Origin of the sequence: Halogeometricum sp. CBA1124 (assembly GCF_009741955.1) — an archaeon.
GTDB lineage: Archaea > Halobacteriota > Halobacteria > Halobacteriales > Haloferacaceae > Halogeometricum > Halogeometricum rufum.
Genome location: NZ_WPCD01000042.1, coordinates 1 through 20074 on the forward strand (window position 1 = coordinate 1; position 20074 = coordinate 20074).

15 protein-coding genes and 7 pseudogenes are annotated in these 20074 nt (G+C 69.3%); 9 read left to right on the top strand and 13 right to left on the bottom strand.

From position 1 onward, the window contains the following. Positions 1 to 588 (bottom strand): hypothetical protein (locus GJ632_RS07805; protein WP_191452610.1); only part of this gene is annotated, 588 nt, incomplete at its 3' end. A gap of 135 nt (positions 589 to 723) precedes the next feature. Between GJ632_RS07805 and GJ632_RS07810 the strand changes: the two genes are divergently transcribed. Then, positions 724 to 1503, top strand: a complete 780-nt coding sequence (locus tag GJ632_RS07810; protein WP_191452611.1) for a creatininase family protein — start codon at positions 724 to 726, stop codon at positions 1501 to 1503. Continuing rightward, positions 1500 to 2700, top strand: a pseudogene (locus GJ632_RS07815) (NAD(P)/FAD-dependent oxidoreductase). Before GJ632_RS07810 ends, GJ632_RS07815 begins: the two are co-directional and overlap by 4 nt. A 6-nt stretch (positions 2701 to 2706) precedes the next feature. Here the strand turns inward: GJ632_RS07815 and GJ632_RS07820 are convergent. The 3 genes from GJ632_RS07820 to GJ632_RS07825 all read right to left on the bottom strand — a co-directional run bounded on the left by GJ632_RS07820 (position 2707) and on the right by GJ632_RS07825 (position 4179). Next, positions 2707 to 3342, bottom strand: a complete 636-nt coding sequence (locus GJ632_RS07820) for an Hsp20/alpha crystallin family protein (RefSeq protein ID WP_191452612.1) — start codon at positions 3340 to 3342, stop codon at positions 2707 to 2709. Positions 3343 to 3344: 2 nt separating this feature from the next. After that, positions 3345 to 3503, bottom strand: coding sequence for a hypothetical protein (locus GJ632_RS22015; protein WP_177232534.1), 159 nt, complete (start codon positions 3501 to 3503; stop codon positions 3345 to 3347). A gap of 79 nt (positions 3504 to 3582) precedes the next feature. Next, positions 3583 to 4179 (bottom strand): GNAT family N-acetyltransferase, encoded by a 597-nt coding sequence (locus GJ632_RS07825; RefSeq protein ID WP_191452613.1) that lies wholly within the window; start codon positions 4177 to 4179, stop codon positions 3583 to 3585. A 148-nt stretch (positions 4180 to 4327) separates the two neighbouring features. Here GJ632_RS07825 and GJ632_RS07830 point away from each other — a divergent pair, with 148 nt between their 5' ends. After that, positions 4328 to 5206: a DUF429 domain-containing protein gene (locus GJ632_RS07830; protein ID WP_191452614.1), complete on the top strand. Its 879-nt coding sequence runs from the start codon at positions 4328 to 4330 to the stop codon at positions 5204 to 5206. Between the two features lie 86 nt (positions 5207 to 5292). Here the strand turns inward: GJ632_RS07830 and GJ632_RS07835 are convergent, their stop codons facing one another. Continuing rightward, positions 5293 to 6681 (bottom strand): hemolysin family protein, encoded by a 1389-nt coding sequence (locus GJ632_RS07835; RefSeq protein ID WP_191452615.1) that lies wholly within the window; start codon positions 6679 to 6681, stop codon positions 5293 to 5295. Positions 6682 to 6837: 156 nt separating this feature from the next. Between GJ632_RS07835 and GJ632_RS07840 the strand changes: the two are divergent. Next, a pseudogene (locus tag GJ632_RS07840) lies at positions 6838 to 8564 on the top strand (radical SAM protein). A 39-nt stretch (positions 8565 to 8603) separates the two neighbouring features. On the opposite strand, the gene GJ632_RS22020 reads toward GJ632_RS07840, so the two are convergent. The 5 genes and pseudogenes from GJ632_RS22020 to GJ632_RS07865 all read right to left on the bottom strand — a co-directional run bounded on the left by GJ632_RS22020 (position 8604) and on the right by GJ632_RS07865 (position 11827). Then, complete coding sequence (locus GJ632_RS22020) at positions 8604 to 9062, bottom strand: SHOCT domain-containing protein (protein ID WP_197427935.1); 459 nt, start codon at positions 9060 to 9062, stop codon at positions 8604 to 8606. Positions 9063 to 9304: 242 nt separating this feature from the next. Further along, positions 9305 to 9727 carry a TRAM domain-containing protein gene (locus GJ632_RS07850; protein ID WP_394351787.1) on the bottom strand — a complete coding sequence of 141 codons (423 nt, stop codon included), beginning with the start codon at positions 9725 to 9727 and terminating at the stop codon, positions 9305 to 9307. Positions 9728 to 9785: 58 nt separating this feature from the next. Beyond that, positions 9786 to 10603: pseudogene (locus tag GJ632_RS07855) on the bottom strand (YkgJ family cysteine cluster protein). A gap of 36 nt (positions 10604 to 10639) precedes the next feature. Further along, a pseudogene (locus GJ632_RS07860) lies at positions 10640 to 11466 on the bottom strand (MBL fold metallo-hydrolase). An 88-nt stretch (positions 11467 to 11554) separates the two neighbouring features. Beyond that, positions 11555 to 11827, bottom strand: coding sequence for a helix-turn-helix domain-containing protein (locus GJ632_RS07865; RefSeq protein ID WP_089805181.1), 273 nt, complete (start codon positions 11825 to 11827; stop codon positions 11555 to 11557). Between the two features lie 137 nt (positions 11828 to 11964). Here GJ632_RS07865 and GJ632_RS07870 point away from each other — a divergent pair, with 137 nt between their 5' ends. The 3 genes and pseudogenes from GJ632_RS07870 to GJ632_RS07880 all read left to right on the top strand — a co-directional run bounded on the left by GJ632_RS07870 (position 11965) and on the right by GJ632_RS07880 (position 14195). Continuing rightward, positions 11965 to 12357: a PPOX class F420-dependent oxidoreductase gene (locus GJ632_RS07870; RefSeq protein WP_343161087.1), complete on the top strand. Its 393-nt coding sequence runs from the start codon at positions 11965 to 11967 to the stop codon at positions 12355 to 12357. Positions 12358 to 12485: 128 nt separating this feature from the next. Beyond that, the gene (locus GJ632_RS07875) at positions 12486 to 13202 is read left to right on the top strand and encodes a class I SAM-dependent methyltransferase (protein ID WP_089805183.1); all 717 of its coding nucleotides are present in this window, start codon (positions 12486 to 12488) and stop codon (positions 13200 to 13202) included. A 91-nt stretch (positions 13203 to 13293) separates the two neighbouring features. Beyond that, positions 13294 to 14195: pseudogene (locus tag GJ632_RS07880) on the top strand (glycosyltransferase family 2 protein). 19 nt (positions 14196 to 14214) lie between these two features. Here the strand turns inward: GJ632_RS07880 and GJ632_RS07885 are convergent. Then, positions 14215 to 15044, bottom strand: a pseudogene (locus GJ632_RS07885) (amidohydrolase family protein). A gap of 251 nt (positions 15045 to 15295) precedes the next feature. Here GJ632_RS07885 and thsA point away from each other — a divergent pair. Then, positions 15296 to 16858: a thermosome subunit alpha gene (thsA, locus tag GJ632_RS07890; RefSeq protein ID WP_191452620.1), complete on the top strand. Its 1563-nt coding sequence runs from the start codon at positions 15296 to 15298 to the stop codon at positions 16856 to 16858. A gap of 38 nt (positions 16859 to 16896) precedes the next feature. Here thsA and GJ632_RS07895 read toward each other — a convergent pair. Beyond that, positions 16897 to 17557 (bottom strand): annotated as a pseudogene (locus GJ632_RS07895) (trimeric intracellular cation channel family protein). 34 nt (positions 17558 to 17591) lie between these two features. Continuing rightward, the gene (locus tag GJ632_RS07900) at positions 17592 to 18128 is read right to left on the bottom strand and encodes a nicotinamide-nucleotide adenylyltransferase (RefSeq protein WP_191452617.1); all 537 of its coding nucleotides are present in this window, start codon (positions 18126 to 18128) and stop codon (positions 17592 to 17594) included. Positions 18129 to 18297: 169 nt separating this feature from the next. On the opposite strand from GJ632_RS07900, the gene lonB reads away from it, so the two are divergent. Beyond that, positions 18298 to 20074 (top strand): ATP-dependent protease LonB (gene lonB, locus GJ632_RS07905; protein WP_191452618.1); only part of this gene is annotated, 1777 nt, incomplete at its 3' end.

Genomic DNA, 20074 nt, shown 5'->3' on the forward strand with positions numbered 1-20074 from the left:
CCGGCGGAGTTCGCTGAGTAGCGGCGCCGCGCGTCGAGAACGGCACTCCGCGCCGTCACCACGAACAACCGAGCGTCGTCGACCGCAGTTCCGACGCCACGCCGTCGGGCCGAACGACGGCCGCGGTGGTCGAGTCGTTGCAGTCGAACGCCGACCGGTCGACGTCGACGGTCCGCCGACGCCGTCCGCCGCGAGGCTGAACCGGTAGCGGCCGGGGTCGTCGAGTCGGTAGGCGACGCGGCGTCCCGGGTCGAGTTCGAACGTCCGCGAGGTGACACTCCGCCACGACCCGAACCGGCGTCGGGACAGCGCGACCGATATCTCGCGGGTCGCGTCGAACCCGTTGGCGACGAACACCGCGTGCGGGCCGTCTCGCAGACCGTCGTCTATCGGCGTCCGACGGCCGACGGCGAACGCCGCCGTCTTCGGACCGTCGGCGTCGGAGACGAAGTGGCCGTCGGAGACGGCGGCGGGGGCGAGTCGCGCCACGGGCGTCGGAGCGAGTTCGGCGACGGCGACGCCGCCGACACCGACGCCGAAGGCTCCCGCCAGAGCGACCAGTACTCGCCGCCTCGTCGGTCCAGTCACGCTCGTGCGTTTCGGCACGCGAACAAGTATTTTCCGCAGAATGTAGCATTCCGCTACCGGTTCTCACGTCGGCGCGCGTCGCGGACCGACCGCCTCGGCTCGTCCATATAAGTGCCGTCCCGACGACCCACGGATATGTCACGGGACGACTCGACACACCTCCACGAACACACGACGACCACCGCGGCGGACAGACTCGACGCCGCCGCCGTCGCCCTCCTGCCGACGGGCGCGATAGAGCAGCACGGGCCCGCCCTCCCGTTGGGTACGGACTACCTCGCCGCCCGCGCCGTCGCCGACGCGGTGGACCGGTCGGACGTGGTCGTCCTGCCGCCGATTCCGGTCGGCGTGAGCGCGCACCACCGGCAGTTCCACGGCACCCTCGCCGTCTCGCCGGAGACGTTCGCCGACTACGTCGCGGAGACGGTGGAGAGTCTCGCCGGCCACGGGGTCCGAAAGGCCGTCGTCGTCAACGGGCACGGCGGGAACGACGACGCCCTGCACCGCGCCGCCCGCCGCCTGCGACGCGCGGAGACGGCGTTCGCCGTCCCGTGGAACTGGTGGTCGAACCTCGCGGACCTGACCGAGGACCTGTTCGGCACCGACGGCATCGGCCACGCCGACGAGGTGGAGACGAGCATGGTGTACGCCGTCGCCGAGGAGTTGGTCCGCGAGGGCGCCCTCGCGGACGCCGAGGACCGCGGGGCCGACGCGTGGGGCGTCGACGTGGCGGGGGCGTCGCTCCCGTACGACACCGCCGACTTCACCGACAGCGGTGCCGTCGGCCGACCAACCCGCGCGTCCGTCGAGGCGGGCGAGCGACTGTTCGAGGCGGCGACCGACGAGTTGGAGACGCTGGTCGAGTGGCTCGCCGACCGGCCGTTCGAGTCGCTCCTGCCCCCCGAACACCGATGACGGGCCGCGAACGCGACACGGCGTCCGGCGACGGCGGCGTCGACGACGAACTCGCCCGGCCGTTCGACGTGCCCGACGGGTCGGGCAGACGAGTCGCCGTCGTCGGCGCGGGCGCGGTGGGTCTGACGGCGGCGGCGGACCTCGCGACGGCGGGCGCGTCGGTGACGGTGTACGAACGCGGCGACGTGGGCGCGGGGTCGTCGGGCCGCGCGGCGGGCGTCCTCTACGACACCTACGCTGAGGACGTGGACGCGCGGATGGGCGCCCGCGCCCTCGCCCGGTTCCGCCGTTCGACGGCGAACGCGGCTTCTCCGTCACGCCGTGCCCGTACGTCTTCCTCGCGCACGAGTCGGACGAGCGAACCGGCGACGCCATCGCCGAGACGGCCGCGCGGATGCGCGTCCACGGCCGCGACGTGACGACGACGGACGGCGACGGCCTCAGCGACCGGTTCGGCGACGCCCTCCACACCGACGACGTGGGCACCGCCGCCGTCGCCGCCGGCGCGATGTGGACCGACCCGGCGTCGTACGTCGCCGCGACGGCCGCCCGCACCCGGGAGGCGGGCGTCGAGATTCGCACCGATACCGAAGTCGGCGTCCGCACCGACCCGCCGGGCGTCGTCCGCGACGGCGCGGTCACCGAACGCTACGACGCCGTCCTCGTCGCGGCGGGCGCGCACACGGGACGGATGCTCGCCGACGCGGGCGTCCCCCTCGCCACGAAACCCTACCGCGTGCAGGCACTCGTCAGCAGACGCCGGTACGACGGCCCCATCTGCTACGACGCCACCGAGGGCGCGTACTTCCGGCCGCACCCCGAGGGCCTCCTCGCGGGCGACGGGACGGAGACGGTGGCGGCCGACCCCGACGCGTGGGACCGCGCGGGCGACGACTGGTTCGTGGCGGACGCGACGGCCGTCCTCGAAGCGCGGGCGGGGTACGACGCCGACGTGGCGCGGGCGTGGGCCGGTCTCTGCACCGCGACGCCCGACCGAAAGCCGTTGCTCGGCGCCGTCGCCGACGGCGTCTACGTGGCGACCGGGTGGCACGGCCACGGCTTCATGTGGTCGCCGGCGCCGGAGAGGCGGTCGCGGCGGCGATGCTCGGCGGCGACGCGTTGCCGGAGGCGTTCGACCCGCGCAGGTTCGACGGGTCAGAAGAGTTCGAGGTGGTGGAGGGGATGGCCGTCGAGTGAGCGGCGTTACCGGTCCAGTCCGGCGTCGTTTTCGTCGTCGTCCTCGCCGTCGGCGGCGTCGTGTTCGCCGTCCGTCTCGGCCGTCCCGTGTTCGTCGTGTCCGTCGTGTTCGCCCTCGCTGCCGGCGGCGTCCTCGTCCGCGTCGGTCGAGTCGGTCGACTCGACCCCCGAGTCCGTCGCGTCGATGTCCGTCGCGGAACTCGTCGCCTCGACCCCCACGTCGGTCGTCTCGTCCTCGTCGGTGACTTCGACGTTTCGCGCCTGTTCGTCCTTCGGTATCTCGACGCGGAGCGTCCCGTTGGCGCCCAGCGTCGCCGTCGCGCCGCGGGCGTCGACGGCGGCGTCGTCGGGGAGTTCCGCGCTCCCGTCGAGCGACAGGCCGCGACCCGGGAAGCGCATCTCGAACCCCTCGTGGAAGTCGCGGAAGCGGTCGATTCGGACCTGCACCTCGCCGTCGAGGAAGCGAACCTGCACGTCGCTTCGCTGGACCCCGGGCGCGTCGAAGACGACGAGGTAGGCGTCGTCGCTCTCCAACAGGTCGTACGGCAGGGGCTTTCGTTCCTGCACGCGGCTGACGCCGCGGCCGATGCGTTCGAGGACGCTCCGTGCGGCGGATTCGCCGAACTCTTTGAGTCCGCTCATGATTACAGTTCGATGGCTTCGAGGCAGTCGGTCCCTCGGCAGTACGGACAGGCGAAGTCCTCGACGCTCACGTCGTCCGGCATGTCGTACGTGTAGTGCATCTCGAACATGTCCAACTCGCAGTCCGAATCCGTACACTTCACTTCGAGGGTCGCAGGCATGGTCGTACGTTGTTCTCCCACGATGATAAACACGCGGGCTTCGGCCCACCTCGCCGCGGTAGTTCGGTCTTCGCGGCGTTCAGTCGTCGCCGAACGCGGGGTCGGCGGCCGAGACGGGACGCGGCGGGTCGGGGTCGGCGGGCGCCTCGCGAAGGGGCCTTCGGTACCACTCGATGTCGTGCCACGCGCCGAGTTTGAACCCCGCGGCCGGGAAGCGGCCGAGGTGGTCGAAGCCCACCGCCTCGTGGAACGCCGCGCTCTCGGGGTTCGGCGTCGCGAGGGCGGCGTAGGCGGCGACGTAGCCCTGTTCGCGGAGCGTCTCGAACAGGCGGCCGTACAGCGCGCTCCCGACGCCGCCTCGCTGGACGGCCGGGTCCACGTAGACGGACGTCTCGACGGCCCACTGGTAGGCGTCGCGTTCGCGGAGCGACCCGCCGTAGGCGTAGCCGACGACGCGCCGGTCGGCGGCGTCCGTCTTCAGCGTCGCGACGTACCACGGGTAGGCGTCGGCCGACAGTTTGCGGCGTATCTTCCCCCGCATCGCGTCGACTGACGGTACCTCGGTGGCGAACGTGACGGGCGTCTCGCGAACGAACGGGGCATAGATGTCCCGTATCGCGCTCGCGTCCGCCGGCTCGGCAGGACGGACGGTCACCGTCGGCTCCTCGTCGCTCATACGTCTCTGAGGGACGTGGCCCGGGATACGTCCCCCGATGACGGCAGGACTGACGGCCCGCCGGTGACGACGGGACTGACGCGGGGTCGGCGACGACCGGGTGGGAGGAACCGTGAGCGCTTTCTCCGTCCCGTCCTCCCACTCGGGCGTGACCGCGTTCCACCCGCCGACCACCGTCTACGGCGTCGACTTCAGCGGCGCGCGCCGCGCCGGCGACTCGACGTACCTCGCCGAAGCGACGGCCGACGGCGACGCCCTCCGGGTCGAGTCCGTCGCCGCGGCACCGTCGCGACTGGGGACGGACGCCGCCCGCGAGTCGGTCCTGCCCGCCCTCCGGTCGTTCGTCGCCGAGGCGGGGCCCCGGGCCGCGTTCGGTCTGGACTTCTCCTTCGGTCTCCCGGCGTTCCTGCTCGACGCGGCCCACGTGGCCGACTGGGACGCGTTCGTCCGCTGGTTCCCGGACGGCTTCGCGGACCCGAGCGCGTTCGCCGACTGGGCTGGGTCGGTGGCCGCCGACCGAGACGGCGACCGGACGTACTACCGCCGCGAGACGGACCGTCGGGTCGGCGCCACCTCGCCGTACCACTTCTTCGTGAAGGCCCAGACGTTCTACGGGGTCCGCGACGTGCTGAAACCCCTCGTGACGGACGGGTCGGTCCGCGTCCTGCCGATGCACGCCCCGGACCCAGCGACGCCGTGGGTGCTCGAAGCCTACCCCGCGGCGACGCTCGAACGCCTCGGCGGGCACCGCGAACGCTACAAGACGGCCGACGCGGCGGGCCGACGGCGGCGCGCGGCGAATCTGGACGCCCTCGAATCGGCGGGGGCGACGGCCCCGGGCACGGTGACCGTCGCCCCCGACGTTCGGACCGCGGCCGTCGACGACGCCGACGGTGACGCCCTCGACGCCGTCGTCGCCGCGGTGGCGGCGTGGCACCACACCCGCGACGCGGGGCGACTCAGTCCCGACGGGACGGCGTGGCGGCGCGAGGGGCACATCTTCGCCGGACCGACCCGACCCGAGTGACCGCCTCCGCGACGGGCGCTTCGGTTCCGGGACTGTCGTGGCCGTGACCGGCGTGGAGTGCACGCCTCTCTCGGCGACGCCGCCGGTCAGTCGGTGTCGTCCTCGCCGTCCGGTGACTCCGCTTCGACGGCCTCCGCGCTGGGGCGGTCGACGGTCACGCGGACCTTCTGGATGCGGGTGTTCTCCACCTGCTCGGCCCGCAGCGTCACGTTCTCGTAGTCGAACGCCTCGTTCTGTTCGACGAGGCGGCCCGCGCGGTTGAACAGGAAGCCCGCGATGGTCTCGAACTCCTCTCCCTCCGGCAGGACGATGTCGAGGGCCTCGTTGACCGCGTCGACGTTGACCGACCCGTCCACGACGGCGGTGTCGTCGTCGACGAACTCGATGGGATGCTCCTCGTCGCCCACCAGTATCTCGCCGACGATCTCCTCGAGCACGTCTTCGAGCGTGATGAGGCCCTCGGTGGCGCCGAACTCGTCGATGACGATGACCATGTGCAGGCGGTTCTCGCGCATCTCCGAGAGGAGTTCGTCGACGTTCTTCGACTCGGGGACGTGGAGCGTCGGACTGACCACGTCCGCCACCTCGAGGTCGTCGAAGGAGCCGTAGTCGGACTCCTGCAGGTCGCGGATGTCGAAGACGCCGACCACGTTGTCGAGCGACCCGTCGTAGGCCGGCAGCCGGGCGTGCCCGGACTGGATACACTCCCTGATGGCCGCGTCGACGGTCAGGTCCGTGGGGATGGCCGCCATGTCGAGGCGAGGGGTCATCACCTCCTTGGCGGAGGCGTCGGTGAACCGCAGGGTGCGCTGGAGCATCTGGCGTTCCTCCTCGTTGAGGATGCCCTCGCGTTCGCCCGTCTTTATCATGTTCCGAATCTCCTCGCGGCTGACGTACGACGACTCGATGGACGCCCCGCCGCCGGTGAGCTTGTTTATGAACGTCGTCAGGTAGTAGAACAGGGTGATGAGCGGCCACAGCACCTTTTCGACGATGCGCAGTCCTCGGGCGACGCGCCGTGCGTGCAGTTCGGTGTTCTCGACGGCGTAGGACTTCGGGGCGCTCTCGCCGAATATCAGGACCATCGAGGTGATGCCGAACGACGAGACGAGGACCGCGGTCCCCGGGTCGAAGTAGAAGCCGACGAGGGTCGTCGAGATGGAGGACATCGTGATGTTGACCATGTTGTTGCCGACGAGAATCGTCACGAGCAACCGGTGGGGGTCCTCTTTGAGGGTCTTGACCGCCTGCGCACCGCGTTCGCCCCGCTCGACCATCGCGTCTATCTGGTGCGTCGGCAGCGAGAACAGCGCGATCTCCGACGAGGAGAAGAACCCCGACCCCATGAGGAGCAGCAGAATCAGGAGGATACCGATCGCGGTTATCTCCCCTTGCCCCAGTTCGACGCCGAGGATCGGCACGGCGAACTGTGTGATACCGGCCTCGTATGCGGCTGTGAGTACAGGCGACCCCATACCACCGCCTAGTCTTGAACGAAGAATTAATCCTTTGTAACGGACCAGAGCCGAAACGTCTTCCATTCGAGCGGCCCGTATGGGTCGAGGCTCGCCCCCGGAGTCGCCCGCTCCGAGGTAGTCACCGTTTTACCCGTCCGCCTACTTCTGTCGTCCATGACCGACCCGGCCGACCTGTCCGTGACGCTCGTGGACGGGTACGTCGACGAACCGGCGCACTTCGGCGTGCCGCCGTACATCTCGACGTACCCCCGCTTTACGGCCGGTGCCCTCGTCGACGCCGGCGTCCCCGAGGAGAACGTCACCTACCACACCATCGACGAACTCCGCGACGACAGACAGAAGTGGGCCGACGTGGCCGACGCGGACCTGCTGCTCTACATCGGCGGGATGACCGTCCCCGGGAAGTACGTCGGCGGCACGCCGGCCGAACCGGACGAGGTGCGCGAACTCGCCTGGACCGCCGACGGCGTCAGCGTCATGGGCGGCCCAATCCGCTTCGGCGTCGGCGAGGAGAACGCCGGCGCACAGGAGATGACGCGGCAGAACCTCGACTACGACTACCTCGCGATGGCCGACGTGGAGGCGGCGGCGTACGACCTCGTCGACAGCGGTCTGGAGGGGTTCGACAACCGCTACCGCGACAACGAGGAACTGGACCGCTGGGCCGCCAAGGGGGCGTTCGTCGTCGAACAGCACCCGAACCACCCCGACTACCTCATCTGCGAGATGGAGACGTCCCGGGGCTGTGCGTACCGGTGTTCGTTCTGCACGGAACCGATGTACGGCAACCCCGCGTTCCGGTCGGCCGAGTCGGTCGTCAAGGAGGTGGAGAACCTCTCGAATAGGGGGGCGAAGCACTTCCGCCTCGGCCGGCAGGCAGACATCCTCGCGTTCGGCGGCGACGGCGAGGCGCCGAACCCCGACGCCCTCCGCCGACTGTACCGGGGGATTCGCGAGGTGGCGCCCGACCTGGAGACGCTCCACCTCGACAACATGAACCCCATCACGGTGGTGGAGTGGCCCGAGAAGTCCCGCGAGTGCATCCGCATCATCGCCGAGCACAACACGCCGGGCGACACCGCGGCGTTCGGCCTGGAGTCGGCCGACCCGGTGGTGCAGGAGCAGAACACGCTCAACGTCACCGCCGACGAGTGCTTCGAGGCGGTGAAAATCGTGAACGAGGAGGCCGGGTGGCGGCCGGGCGAGGACCCCGCGGACGCGCCGACGCACGGCGCGGACGCTCGAACCGCCTGCCGAAACTCCTCCCGGGCATCAACCTCCTGCACGGACTGAAGGGCGAACGCGAGGAGACGTTCGCGCACAACAAGCGCTTCCTGCACCGCGTCTACGACGCCGGTCTGATGGTCCGCCGCATCAACATCCGGCAGGTGATGGCGTTCGAGGGCACCGAGATGGCGGAGGAGGGCGCGAACATCGCCGAGAACCACAAGCAACTGTTCCAGGAGTACAAGCGGGAGGTCCGCGAGGAGATAGACCGACCGATGCTGAAGCGCGTCGCCCCCCTCGGAACCGTCCTCCCGAACGTCCACCTGGAGTACCACCAGGACGGGCGCACGTTCGGCCGGCAGTTGGGGACGTACCCCCTCCTCGTCGGCATCCCGGGCGAACGCGAACTCGGGCGGACCATCGACGTGGCCGTCGTGGACCACGGCTACCGCTCGGTCACCGGCGTCCCGCATCCGCTGGACCCCAACGAGGCCAGCATGGACGAACTGACGGCCATCCCGGGCATCGGCAAGCGCACCGCGGGCGACATCGTCGTCAACCGGCCGTACGCCTCCGCGGACGAGGTGACGGCCGCCGACGTGGACCTCTCGAAACTCACCGGGAGCTATCCGGTGGAACCGCGGGCGGACTGAACGCGCCCGCTCGCTCCCCCGGCCGAACCGGCGTCCGCGCTACCGACGGGACGACTCGACTTCTCCGGACGCCCGCGTCCGACCGCGATTCGACCGCGTTCCGCGCGTCGCGCCCTCGCTCGGACGCTCGGTCTCGACGAGGGCGTCCAGCCGTCGCTCGAACTCCTCGTCGCCGATCTCGCCGGCGGCGTACCGCCGCTTGAGCGTCTCCACCGAGTCGGCGTCGCGCGAGGGCGTCGCGCGGGCCGATTCGGAGTCGGGCGCGAGCAGTGCGGCCACCGCTACCGCGGGGAGCGTCAGCGCGAGGAGCCCAAACACCGCGATGAGAAGATTGTACACGATGCCGGACTTCACGCCGGAGATGATGGCGAGTGCGGCGTAGGCCGCCAGCGGTGCCGTGACCGCCGCGACGACGGCGACGCGACGCCGCCACGTCCGACTGTCGGGCGTGTATCTGGCGAGCGTTCCGCCGGTGCCAGCGGAGAGTGGAGGGCTCATACCGGAAGCTGTCGTCTGAAAGACAATAAAACCGTGTTCGGTACCGACGCACGCGGCGCGTCGTCCGTCGTCGCGGCGACCGAGGGGTCGGCGTGCGTCGAACGCAGAGAAGCGCCGGGCGGTGAGACGTCTCTGTACCGCGCCGAGTGAGCGAGCGCGAACGAGGCGCGGGAACTTTTTGGTCCAGCTTTTTGCGGCGAGCGGTCGCGCTCCGCGCGACCCGAGTCAGCAAAAAGGTGGGTTTAGAAGTCCTCTTCGATGACTTCGCCGACGGCGAAGTTGGACTTGACCTCGGTGACCTCTATCTTCACGCGGTCGCCCACCTCCGCGCCGGGGACGATGATGACGTACCCGCGTTCGACGCGTGCGATGCCGTCGCCCTGCTTGCCGATGTCCTCTATCTCGACGTAGCGGAGTTCGCCCACCTCGACCGGCGGTTGCGGTTCGGACGAGGGCGTCGACGTGCTACTCGACTCGGACGATTCGGCCTCCTCGATTGCCTCGCGAGAGATGAGAGCGACGCGATACGTTTCGCCGGGTTCGACGGTCCCGGATTCGACTTCGCGCTTCGGAATCTCGACCACGTACCGGTCGTCCTCCGCGCGCACGTCGGTGTTGAACAGACACAGGAGTTTATCTGAGATTTCCACCGTGTAGACCTCCACGCGAAGGTCACGCGGAACTGTTAAATGTGTACCGCCGCGGTCGGGTGTTCGAGCCCCCTCAGTCGTCCACGCTCGTCCCGTCCGGGCGCTTGGCGCCCTCGGAGTCGTGGACGACCACCTCGCCCGGGCCCGGCCGGACGGGTTCGTACGCGTCGCGGACGCGACGGCCTCCGTCAGTTCCCGGACCGCCCGTTCCTTCAGCGCCGCCGCGAGTTCCTCGGCGTCGGCCCGGGAGATGTCGCGGCCGAGGCCCTCACACTCGTGCGCGCGGACCGTCTCGGCCGCGTCGCCGGCCTCGTCGGCGTCCCCTCGCGCCGGCAGGGTCACGCTGTCCACGGCCTCGCCCATCGGTTGGCTCGTGCCGTCGAGGGCGACGCTGAAGGGATACGTCTCGCAGATGAGGGGGCGGTCCGCGTGGACGGAGCAGGCGCCGGTCGTCTCGCCGTCCGTCTCGGTCTCCTCGTAGAAGACGCAGTCGCCGCAGGCGTCCGTCTGAAGCGCCCACTCGAACGTCTCGCCCTCCGGGCCGTCGTCGCCGTCGGTGAGGCCGTACGGCATCGGACGGGCGACGTCGCGCCACTCCGTCGACGCGTCGGCGGGGGCGTCCTCGTCCCTCCCCGCGCCGTCCGTCTCGTCGCCGGCGTCACCCGTCTCGTCACCGGCGTGGTCCGCCGTCGCGGCCTGTAGCTCCCGCACCTCGTCGGGGAACACGGTCGCCGTGTGCGGTTCCCGGTCCGCTTCGGGGCCGTGGCCCGTACAGCAGGCACCGCAGCGAGTGCACTCGAAGCCGATGGACTCGATGGCGTCCGCGAGGTCGGAGACGGAGAGGTCGCGGGCGCGTTCGAGTTCCTCCTCCAGCGTCGGGCTCTGGCTCACGTCCGCGCTTGGCCGCGCGGCGGCAAAAGCGCTCGCTTAGTGAGGGATGACGCGGCCCGTCGCCGCGTCGTGGCGGACGCGCCCCTCGGTGGCGAGTTTCTCCACGTGAGCGAGGACCGTCGCGCGGGCGAGGTCCCGGACGCCGGTGAGGTCCTTCTCGTAGGCGGCGTCGAGTATCGACTCAACGTCCCGGGCGCCGTCGGTCACGGCGGCGAGCACGCGCCGTTCGCGGTCGATGCGGTGTCGAATCAGGCGCTCGCACGTCGCGCGCGGGTCGTCGATGGCGGGGCCGTGTCCGGGGTGCATGGCGTCGGGATTCCGGGCGTGGAGGCGACGCAGGGAGACGAGGTACGCGCGGACGCTCCCCTCGGGCGCGCCGCCGACGACGCTCCCCTCGGCGACGGCGAGGTCACCGCAGAGGACGCCGAAGTCGCCCTCGAACGCGACGTGGTCGGCCGCGTGGCCGGGCGTGTCGAGGACGGTCACGCCGCCGGCCGCCGTCCCGCGGCCGCCGACGCGACTCGGCGGCGCGCGTCACCGACGGGTATCGTGTCGCCCTCGGCGAACGTCCGGTCGGGTTCGACGCCCGTCTCCGCGGCGAACCGCGCCTCGCGGCCGCGGCGACACCACACCGTCGCGCCAGTCTCCGCGGCGTAGGCCGCGACGGCCCCGGTGTGGTCGGGGTGCGTGTGCGTGACGGCGACGTGTTCGACGTTCGCTTCGGCGACCAGTTCGTCCAGTTCGTCGGTCCGACTCGCCGGGTCGACGAGGAGTGCGCCCTCGGTGCCGACGAGGTAGGCGTTCGTCGCGCCCGTGGGCGCACGGGTGACGACGGGGACGGAGACGCGTCTGAGCGGAGTCACGACTCCGGATTGGCGTGGGTTCGAGAAAACGGTACTGCCGTGGACGACAGCGAGCGGCTTGGTCAGAGCCCGCCGTGTGCCACGCGGTCTACGTGTTGAGGAAGTAGACCTGCTTGCGCGCGTCCTTGAAACTGTAGCGCGAACTGACGAGTTCGGACTCTTCGAGTCGATTGAGCGCGTAACGAACGGTGCGGTCGGGGAGCAGTGACTCCTCGGCGAGTTCCCCCTGCGAGAGCGGTGCGTCGCCCTCCAGCACTTTGGCGACGAGTTTCGCGCTCGGAGGCAGTTCGCGGAGTCGCTCGCGGTATTCGCCCTCCGAGAGGGGGTCCTCACGGTTCATCTCTGCGGTACTGGTGCTCATACCACAGGAGATTACGTCGGTCTTGGTAAAGGTTGGCTACAAGTGTGTCAAAACAATCCAGACACATTAAACACAAACAAGGCCATATAATGTCGACCGACGAACCCCTTTTGTCGCCGCCCCGCGAGACGCGAGACGTGATTCCGGAATCCCACCACGACATCTTCGAGAAGGAGTCGTTCGCCCACTTCGCCACGGTCATGCCCGACGGGACGCCGCACGTCACGCCGGTGTGGGTGGACCACGAGAACGGCGAGTACGTCCTCCTCAACAGCGCACGCGGCCGACAGAAGGTTCGGAACGTCGAACGGAACCCCCGAGTCGGCGTCTCCGTGACGGACCCCGACGACCCGTACCGGTACGTCTCCGTCCGCGGCGAGGCGGAGTTGATAGACGAGGGAGCCGTCGCCCACATCGACAAACTCGCCCAGAAGTACATGGACGTCGAGGAGTATCCGCACCACGGCGAGGAGTCGGGCGCGCGGGTCATCGTCCGCATCCCCGCCGACACCGTCGTCACCAACGGCTAGTCGGGTCCGCCCCGCCGTCACACCACGTCGTCGTCGACCCCACCGTCTCGCGATTGGCGTCGGTGCGCGGCGACCGTCGGACCGCATCCAGTACGGTTTTAGTCCGTGGGTGTGCAGTACGGTGTAGTGTGAAAGGAAAGGAGTGGTACCAGGCGGACGACGTCGCCCAAGAGTACGACTCGAAGCGGTTCTCTCGCGGCGGCCGACTCATCGACCACCGGGAGAAGCAGGCGGTCCTCGACGCGGTCGGACCCGTCGAAGACAAGGAGATTCTCGAAATCGCCTGCGGAACGGGTCGCTTTACAGTCATGCTCGCCGAACGCGGCGCCGACGTCGTCGGCCTCGACATCTCGCGGGCGATGATGCTGCAGGGGCGCGAGAAGGCGAGACAGGCGGGCGTCGCGGACAACGTCGAGTTCCTCCGCGGCGACGCGGCGCGCCTGCCGTTCCCCGACGACCACTTCGACGCGGTGTTTGCGATGCGGTTCTTCCACCTCGCGGACACGCCGGCGAAGTTCCTCGCGGAGATGGCGCGCGTCTCGAAGGACGTGGTGTTCTTCGACACGTTCAACGACACGAGTGCGCGCGTCGTCTACAACTGGTTGCTCCCGATGGGGTCGCGTCTCTACGGCGAATCGGAGGTGGACGACCTCCTCCGCGACGCCAACCTCGAACTCACCGACGCGACGCACGACTTCGTCATCCCGTACGGGTTGTACCGGAAGATTCCGAACGGCATCGCGGGCGAACTGCGCGGATTCGACACCTCCGTCGGCGACACCGCCGTCGGCGAACGACTCGCGTCGGTGTCGTACTGGGCCGCGTCCGTCGGCTCCGGCGACTGACTTCGACCCCGACGCGGTCGGACGCTGTCAACCCGTTGCACGGCCCGTCGCGAGCGACGACATTTAAGGTTCTCCGTGGATATCTGCGGGTATGGACCTCTCGGTAGTGGTCCCGACGCTCAACGGTCGGGACCGACTCGCGGCCAACCTCGACGCCCTAGCCGAGGCCGCCCCCGACGCCGAAGTCGTCGTCGTCAACGGGCCGTCGGCGGACGGCACTACCGGGATGGTACGGGACCGAGACGACGTGGACGTCCTCGTCGAACTCTCGGACCGAACGCTGAACGTCTCTCGAAACGCCGGGATTCAGGCCGCCTCGGGCGACGCAATCGCCTTCGTCCGCTACGACGTCGCGGTCGAAGACCGGTGGCTCGACGGCGTGACCGACGGACTGGAGGAGGCCGCCGTCGTCACCGGCCCGTCGCACCAGACGCTCCGCGCCGGGATGACCACCGAGACGCTCGAACGGCGGACCATCTGCGGCCGCGACGTGACCTACTTCAACGGCGGCAACGTCGCCTTCCACCGCGACGCCCTCGACGAACTCGACGGCTTCGACGAGTACCTCAGACGGGCGGCGCGCGCGACGCGGCGCACCGCCTCGCGGGCGCGGGTTACGACGTGACGTGGCGCCCGGAGATGAGCGTGCGGACGGAGTACGAGGCCGACGGCGGCGTGACGGAACGCGACTGGGGGTGGAAGTACCGCGCCCTCGGCTACCGACTGGCGAAGAACTACGGGTTCCGACCGACCGTCGTGCGGCGGACGCTCCGACACGCCCGCACGGACGCCGTCTCCGCCGCCCGCGACGTCGTCCGCGGCGACACGACGCCGACGGGGTGGCTCGGGACGGGACGGGACGTCCTCGCGGGGATGGCGACCGGCATCTCGGACGGACTCGTCGCCCGCGCCAGAGACCAGTCGCCCACGCGGAACCCCCACGGCCGTTCGAAACGGGCCGACCGCGCCGTCGCCACGTACGACTGGCGCTGACGCCGCACCTCGTTCTCGCTCACTGCTCGCCGGGCGCGAGTTCCGGCACTAGCCGCGCGGCGTTCTTCGAGAAGGCCCGCCGCATCACGTCCTCGCTCACGTCCAGCGTCAGGAGTTCCATCACGCCGACGTGGGGTGTGACTCGGGCGCTCCGCTCCCGAACATGACCCTGTCGGGATGCTCCAGGAGTGCGCGCTCCATCACGCCGCGGAAGCGGACGAAACTCGTGTCGAGGTAGAGGTCGTCGTACTCGTCCAACAGGTCGATGCTCCGGTTCATCAGGTCGCGGTTCAGCGGGTAGCCGCCGAACCCCGCGAGGACGACGGGGAACTCGCGGCCGAGAAGCGTCTCGACGGCGTCGTCCGGCGTGAACGCGTCGCCGGCGTGGACGACGACGGGCAGGCCGACGTTCTCCAGTTGGGTTATCGTCTCCTCGTCGGGGAGGCCGTCGACGGCGGGCGCGAGGGTGAACCCGTGGAACCGGTCGTCGTAGGCGTACTGCTCGACGTCCTCGGGGTCGGCGTGGCTCTCGTCGCGCGAGGCGGTGAGGTTCCGCAGGCGCGCGGAGGCCCGACCGCTCGGGTCCCGGGGGCCGTCGATGCGAGCGAACGCGACGAACGGTCGGTCGACGCTCATGCGCGCGACGGCGTTGTTCGCGCGGAGGTATCCCTCCCCCTCTGGTCGCCGCCCCGGCGCGACGACGGCGCGGACGACGCCCGCCTGGTGGAGTTCTCGCTCCAACCGTTCGGGGCTTATCTCTCGCCCGCGCGTGGCGACCGCCTCCTCGCTGTCGGGGTCCAACCGCGCGTGTACGTCCACCACCCGGAACCCGTGGTTCAGTTCCAGCATCGTTCGACCGTTCTCACACGAGATAAAATAGCTTGCAGAACGCGCGCGCCGGACTCGGAGGCCCCGGTGACCGTCTCGTCCGCCAGGCAAAGATTTTTATATCAAATTCTACCTCTCGGTACGGGGTGAGCGACGAGATAGCACGGCTACGCCCGTTCTGTCGTGCGATTTGTCGACACGCGCTCAGCGAAACGTATTTATAGAACCGCTTGCGTCTACAGCGGTGAGGTTTCACAATCATGTCGTCACGAATGCAGCAGCCCCTGTACATCCTCGCCGGTGGAAGTTCCCGAACGCACGGTCAGGCCGCGCAGGACTCGAACATCCGAGCCGGGAAGGCCGTCGCGAATGCGGTACGAACCACCCTCGGTCCCCGCGGGATGGACAAGATGCTCGTCGACTCCTCGGGAACGGTCGTCATCACCAACGACGGTGCGACCATCCTCGAGGAGATGGACATCGAACACCCCGCCGCGCAGATGATCGTCGAAGTGGCCGAGACGCAGGAGGAGGCGGTCGGTGACGGCACGACCACCGCGGCCGTCCTCACGGGCGAACTCCTCGTCCACGCCGAGGACCTCCTCGAACAGGACCTCCACCCGACGGTCATCGTCGAGGGGTACACCGAGGCGGCCCGCCTCGCGCAGGAGGCCATCGACGCGCAGGTCCTCGACGCGACCCTCGACGACGACCTCTTGGAGAAGGTCGCCGAGTCGAGCATGACCGGCAAGGGAACCGGCGACGTGACCGCCGACGTCCTCGCCACGCACGTCGTGCGGGCGGTCCGCATGGTCCACGAGGAGAACGACGGCCGGTTCGACAGCGACGACGTGCGCGTCCTGACTCGCACGGGCGCGTCCTCGTCGGCGACGGAACTCGTCGAGGGCGTCGTCATCGACAAGGACCCCGTCAACGACAACATGCCCCGGTCCGTCGAGGACGCCACCGTCGCGGTCCTCGACGCCAAACTCGACGTGCGCAAGGGCGAGGTGGACACCGAGTACAACATCACCTCCGTCGAGCAACTTGACGCGGCCATCAAGGCCGAGGACGACGAACTCCGCGGCTACGCGAAGGCGTTCGCCGACGCCGGGGTGGACGTCCTGTTCTGCACGAAGTCCGTCTCGGACCGCGTCGCGGGCTACCTCGCCAAGGAGGGCGTCCTCGCGTTCAAGAACGTGAAGCAGTCCGACGCGCGCGCCATCGCCCGCGCGACGGGCGCTAAGCGCCTCGGCTCCGCCACCGACGTCGACGAGTCGGACTTCGGCCACGCCGACGCCGTCTCGCTGAAGACGTACGGCGACGACGACCTCACGTTCGTCGAGGGCGGCGCGGCGTCGAAGGCCGTCACGCTGTTCCTCCGCGGCGGCACCGAACACGTCGTGGACGAACTCGAACGCGCCATCGAGGACGCCATCGGCGTGGTCGTCGCCGCCCTCGACAAGGGCGGCGTCGTCCCCGGCGCGGGCGCGACCGAAATCGCCATCGCCGACCACGTCCGCTCCGAGGCGGCGGGCATCGAGGGCCGCAAGCAACTCGCCGTGGAGGCGTTCGCGGACGCCGTGGAGGCCCTCCCGCGCACCCTCGCGGAGAACACCGGCATGGACCCCATCGACGCTCTCGTGGACCTCCGCGCGCGCTTCGAGAAGGAGGGCGTCGCGGGCGTCATCTCGTCGGGTCGCGCCGGCGAAATCGGCGACCCCGTCGAACACGGCATCCTCGACCCCGCCGCGGTCAAGCGCGAGGCGGTCGAGTCCGCCACCGAGGCCGCGACGATGATCGTCCGCATCGACGACGTCATCGCCGCCGAGTGAGCCGATAACCCGGTCGGCCGCTCACCTCCCTCTCTTTCTCACATCGTCTTGGTATCGTCGCGACCCGCGAGCGACCGCGTCAGTTCCCCCCCGCCGCCCTCGACCCGAATCCGCGGCAGGTGCCAGTCGTACCGGAGGGCGAGCATCCGCGTCGCGAAGACGAGACCGGCGCAGACGCCCGCCTGGACGCTCGACGGGCCACCGAGGGACCCGACCGCCCAGAACGCGACCCCGCCGAGGACGGCGGGCGTCGCGTAGAAGTCCTCGCGGAGGACGACCGGGACGCGCCCCACGAGGAGGTCCGCGAGGGACCCGCCGCCGACGGCCGTCACCGTCGCGAGGACGACGACGCCGTACGGGGTCGAGTCCGGCCCCGGTACCGACGAGTGCGCCCGTGGCGGCGAAGGCGGCGAGGCCGACGGCGTCGCTCACGAGGAACGCGGGGGTGTCGCGGACGCGGACGTGGTCGGGGGTGCGGCGAATCAGGAGGACGGCGAGGGCGACGCCGACGAGGGCGACGGACACGTCTCCCGTCGTCGCCAGCGAGGCGGGGATTCGGTCGACGAGGACGTCGCGCGCCGTCCCCCCGCCGAGCGCGGTCACCACGCCGAGGACGGTCACCCCGAAGGCGTCGAGTCCGGCGTCCGCGGCCTTCAGCGACCCGGCGACGGCGAACGCGAGGAGGCCGACGACGTTCATCGCGGCGAACGGGTCCACCGGCGTCGCCACCGTCTCAGGAGGGGTCGGCGGTGGCGTCGCCGCCGTTCGAGTCGGTCTCCGAGACGCGTTGGAGTCGTTCGATGCCGCCTATCTCGTCGATGACGCGTTCGACGGGGCCGGGGACGAGGCTCCGCCAGTCCTTGTCGTGTATCATCCGGTCGCGGAGTTCGGTCCCCTCCAGCACGTCGCGGTTGAACATCGGCGACTGTCTGACCTCCACGCCGGCCTCGGTGAACAGTTGGATGACGAGGGGGTTGTTCGAGTAGGCGACGTCGAACGTGGGCGACATGCTCTGGACGTGACTCACCCAGACCGAGTTGCGGTCCAGGTCTTCGATGGGGACGGCGTACGTCGTGACGTCGAAGTCGGCGACGGACTTCGTCACCATCATGATTCGCTCGCCGGCGGTGAACGGGTTTCGCGGCGAGTGCGAGTCGCCCGCGGACCCGATTCCGAGGACGAGTTCGTCCACTTCGTCGGCTATCTCCTCGACCATCTGGTGGTGGCCGTTGTGGTAGGGCTGGAAGCGACCGATGTAGAACCCCCGCATGCTTCGCTTTTCACCGGCAGCATTTATAAACCCGGCGAGTCGGGCGAAACCACGAATTCGCGGTGTACGATGGGGGAATACACCGGATGCCGGCTTGGTAACTGAGCCGCATTTGGGGAGAAAGTATATCAGTCGTGCAACCTTCATTTGAGGTAGCGAAACCAGTTCTATGAGTAACGACATGGATACCGACGAAAACTCCCGGGAACAGGGGGACGACGTGCCCGACGAGTCCCCTCACTCGCCGTCCGAACGGGACGACGAGACGTTTCCGGAGTCCGGGCCCGACCAAGGGGCCGACGATAAACGGACTATCGACGACCTCGGGAGCGACGTCGAGGTCACCGCCGACGTCGCAGACGACGTCGACGAAGACGACCTCCTCGGTGGACTTCAGATCGACTCGACGAACGAGATAGAAGTCCCCGACCGACTCGTCGACCAGGTCATCGGTCAGGAGCACGCCCGCGACGTGGTCATGAAGGCCGCGAAGCAGCGGCGTCACGTGATGATGATCGGCTCGCCGGGGACGGGCAAATCGATGCTCGCGAAGGCGATGTCCGAACTCCTGCCGAAGGAGGAACTTCAGGACGTCCTCGTCTACCACAACCCCGACGACGGGAACAACCCCAAGGTCCGAACGGTCCCTGCCGGAAAAGGCGAACAGATAGTCGAGGCCCACAAGGAGGAGGCGCGCAAGCGCAACCAGATGCGCTCGTTCCTCATGTGGATCATCATCGCCATCGTCCTCGGCTACTCGCTCATCATCGCCGGGCAGATTCTGCTCGGCATCCTGGCAGCGGGTGTCATCTACCTCGCCTTCCGCTACGGCTCTCGCGGGAGCGACGCGATGATTCCGAACCACATCGTGAACAACGCCGACACGACGACGGCGCCCTTCGAGGACGCGACGGGCGCGCACGCCGGCGCACTGCTCGGCGACGTCCGGCACGACCCGTTCCAGTCCGGTGGGATGGAGACGCCGAGTCACGACCGGGTCGAACCCGGCGCCATCCACAAGGCGAACAAGGGCGTGCTGTTCATCGACGAGATAAACACGCTCGACATCCGCTCCCAGCAGCACCTGATGACGGCCATCCAGGAGGGCGAGTTCTCCATCACGGGCCAGTCCGAGCGCTCCTCGGGCGCGATGGTCCAGACGGAACCCGTCCCGACGGACTTCATCATGATCGCCGCCGGGAACCTCGACGCGATGGAGAACATGCACCCCGCCCTGCGCTCGCGTATCAAGGGCTACGGGTACGAGGTGTACATGGACGACACCATCGAGGACACCCCCGAGATGCGGCGCAAGTACGCGCGCTTCGTCGCGCAGGAGGTCAACAAGGACGGCCGCCTGCCCGACTTCAGCTCCGAGGCCATCGAGGAAGTCATCCTCGAAGCCCGGCGCCGCGCGGGCCGCAAGGGGCACCTCACGCTCGAACTGCGTAACCTCGGTGGGCTGGTGCGCGTCTCCGGCGACATCGCTCGCGCGGAGAACGCCGACCTGGTCACCCGCGACCACGTGCTGCAGGCGAAGGGCCGCAGTCGCTCCATCGAGCAGCAACTCGCGGACGACTACATCGAGCGCCGCAAGGACTACGAACTGCAGGTGGCCGACGGCTACCAGGTGGGCCGCGTCAACGGCCTCGCGGTCATGGGCGAGGACTCCGGTATCATGCTCCCCGTCATGGCCGAGGTCACGCCGTCGCAGGGCCCCGGCGAGGTCATCGCCACGGGTCAGCTGAAGGAGATGGCGCAGGAGGCCGTCGACAACGTCTCCGCCATCATCAAGAAGTTCTCGGACGAGAACATCTCCGAGAAGGACATCCACATCCAGTTCGTCCAGGCCGGACAGGGCGGCGTCGACGGCGACTCCGCTTCCATCACCGTCGCGGCGGCGGTCATCTCCGCCCTCGAAGACGTGGGCGTCGACCAGTCGCTCG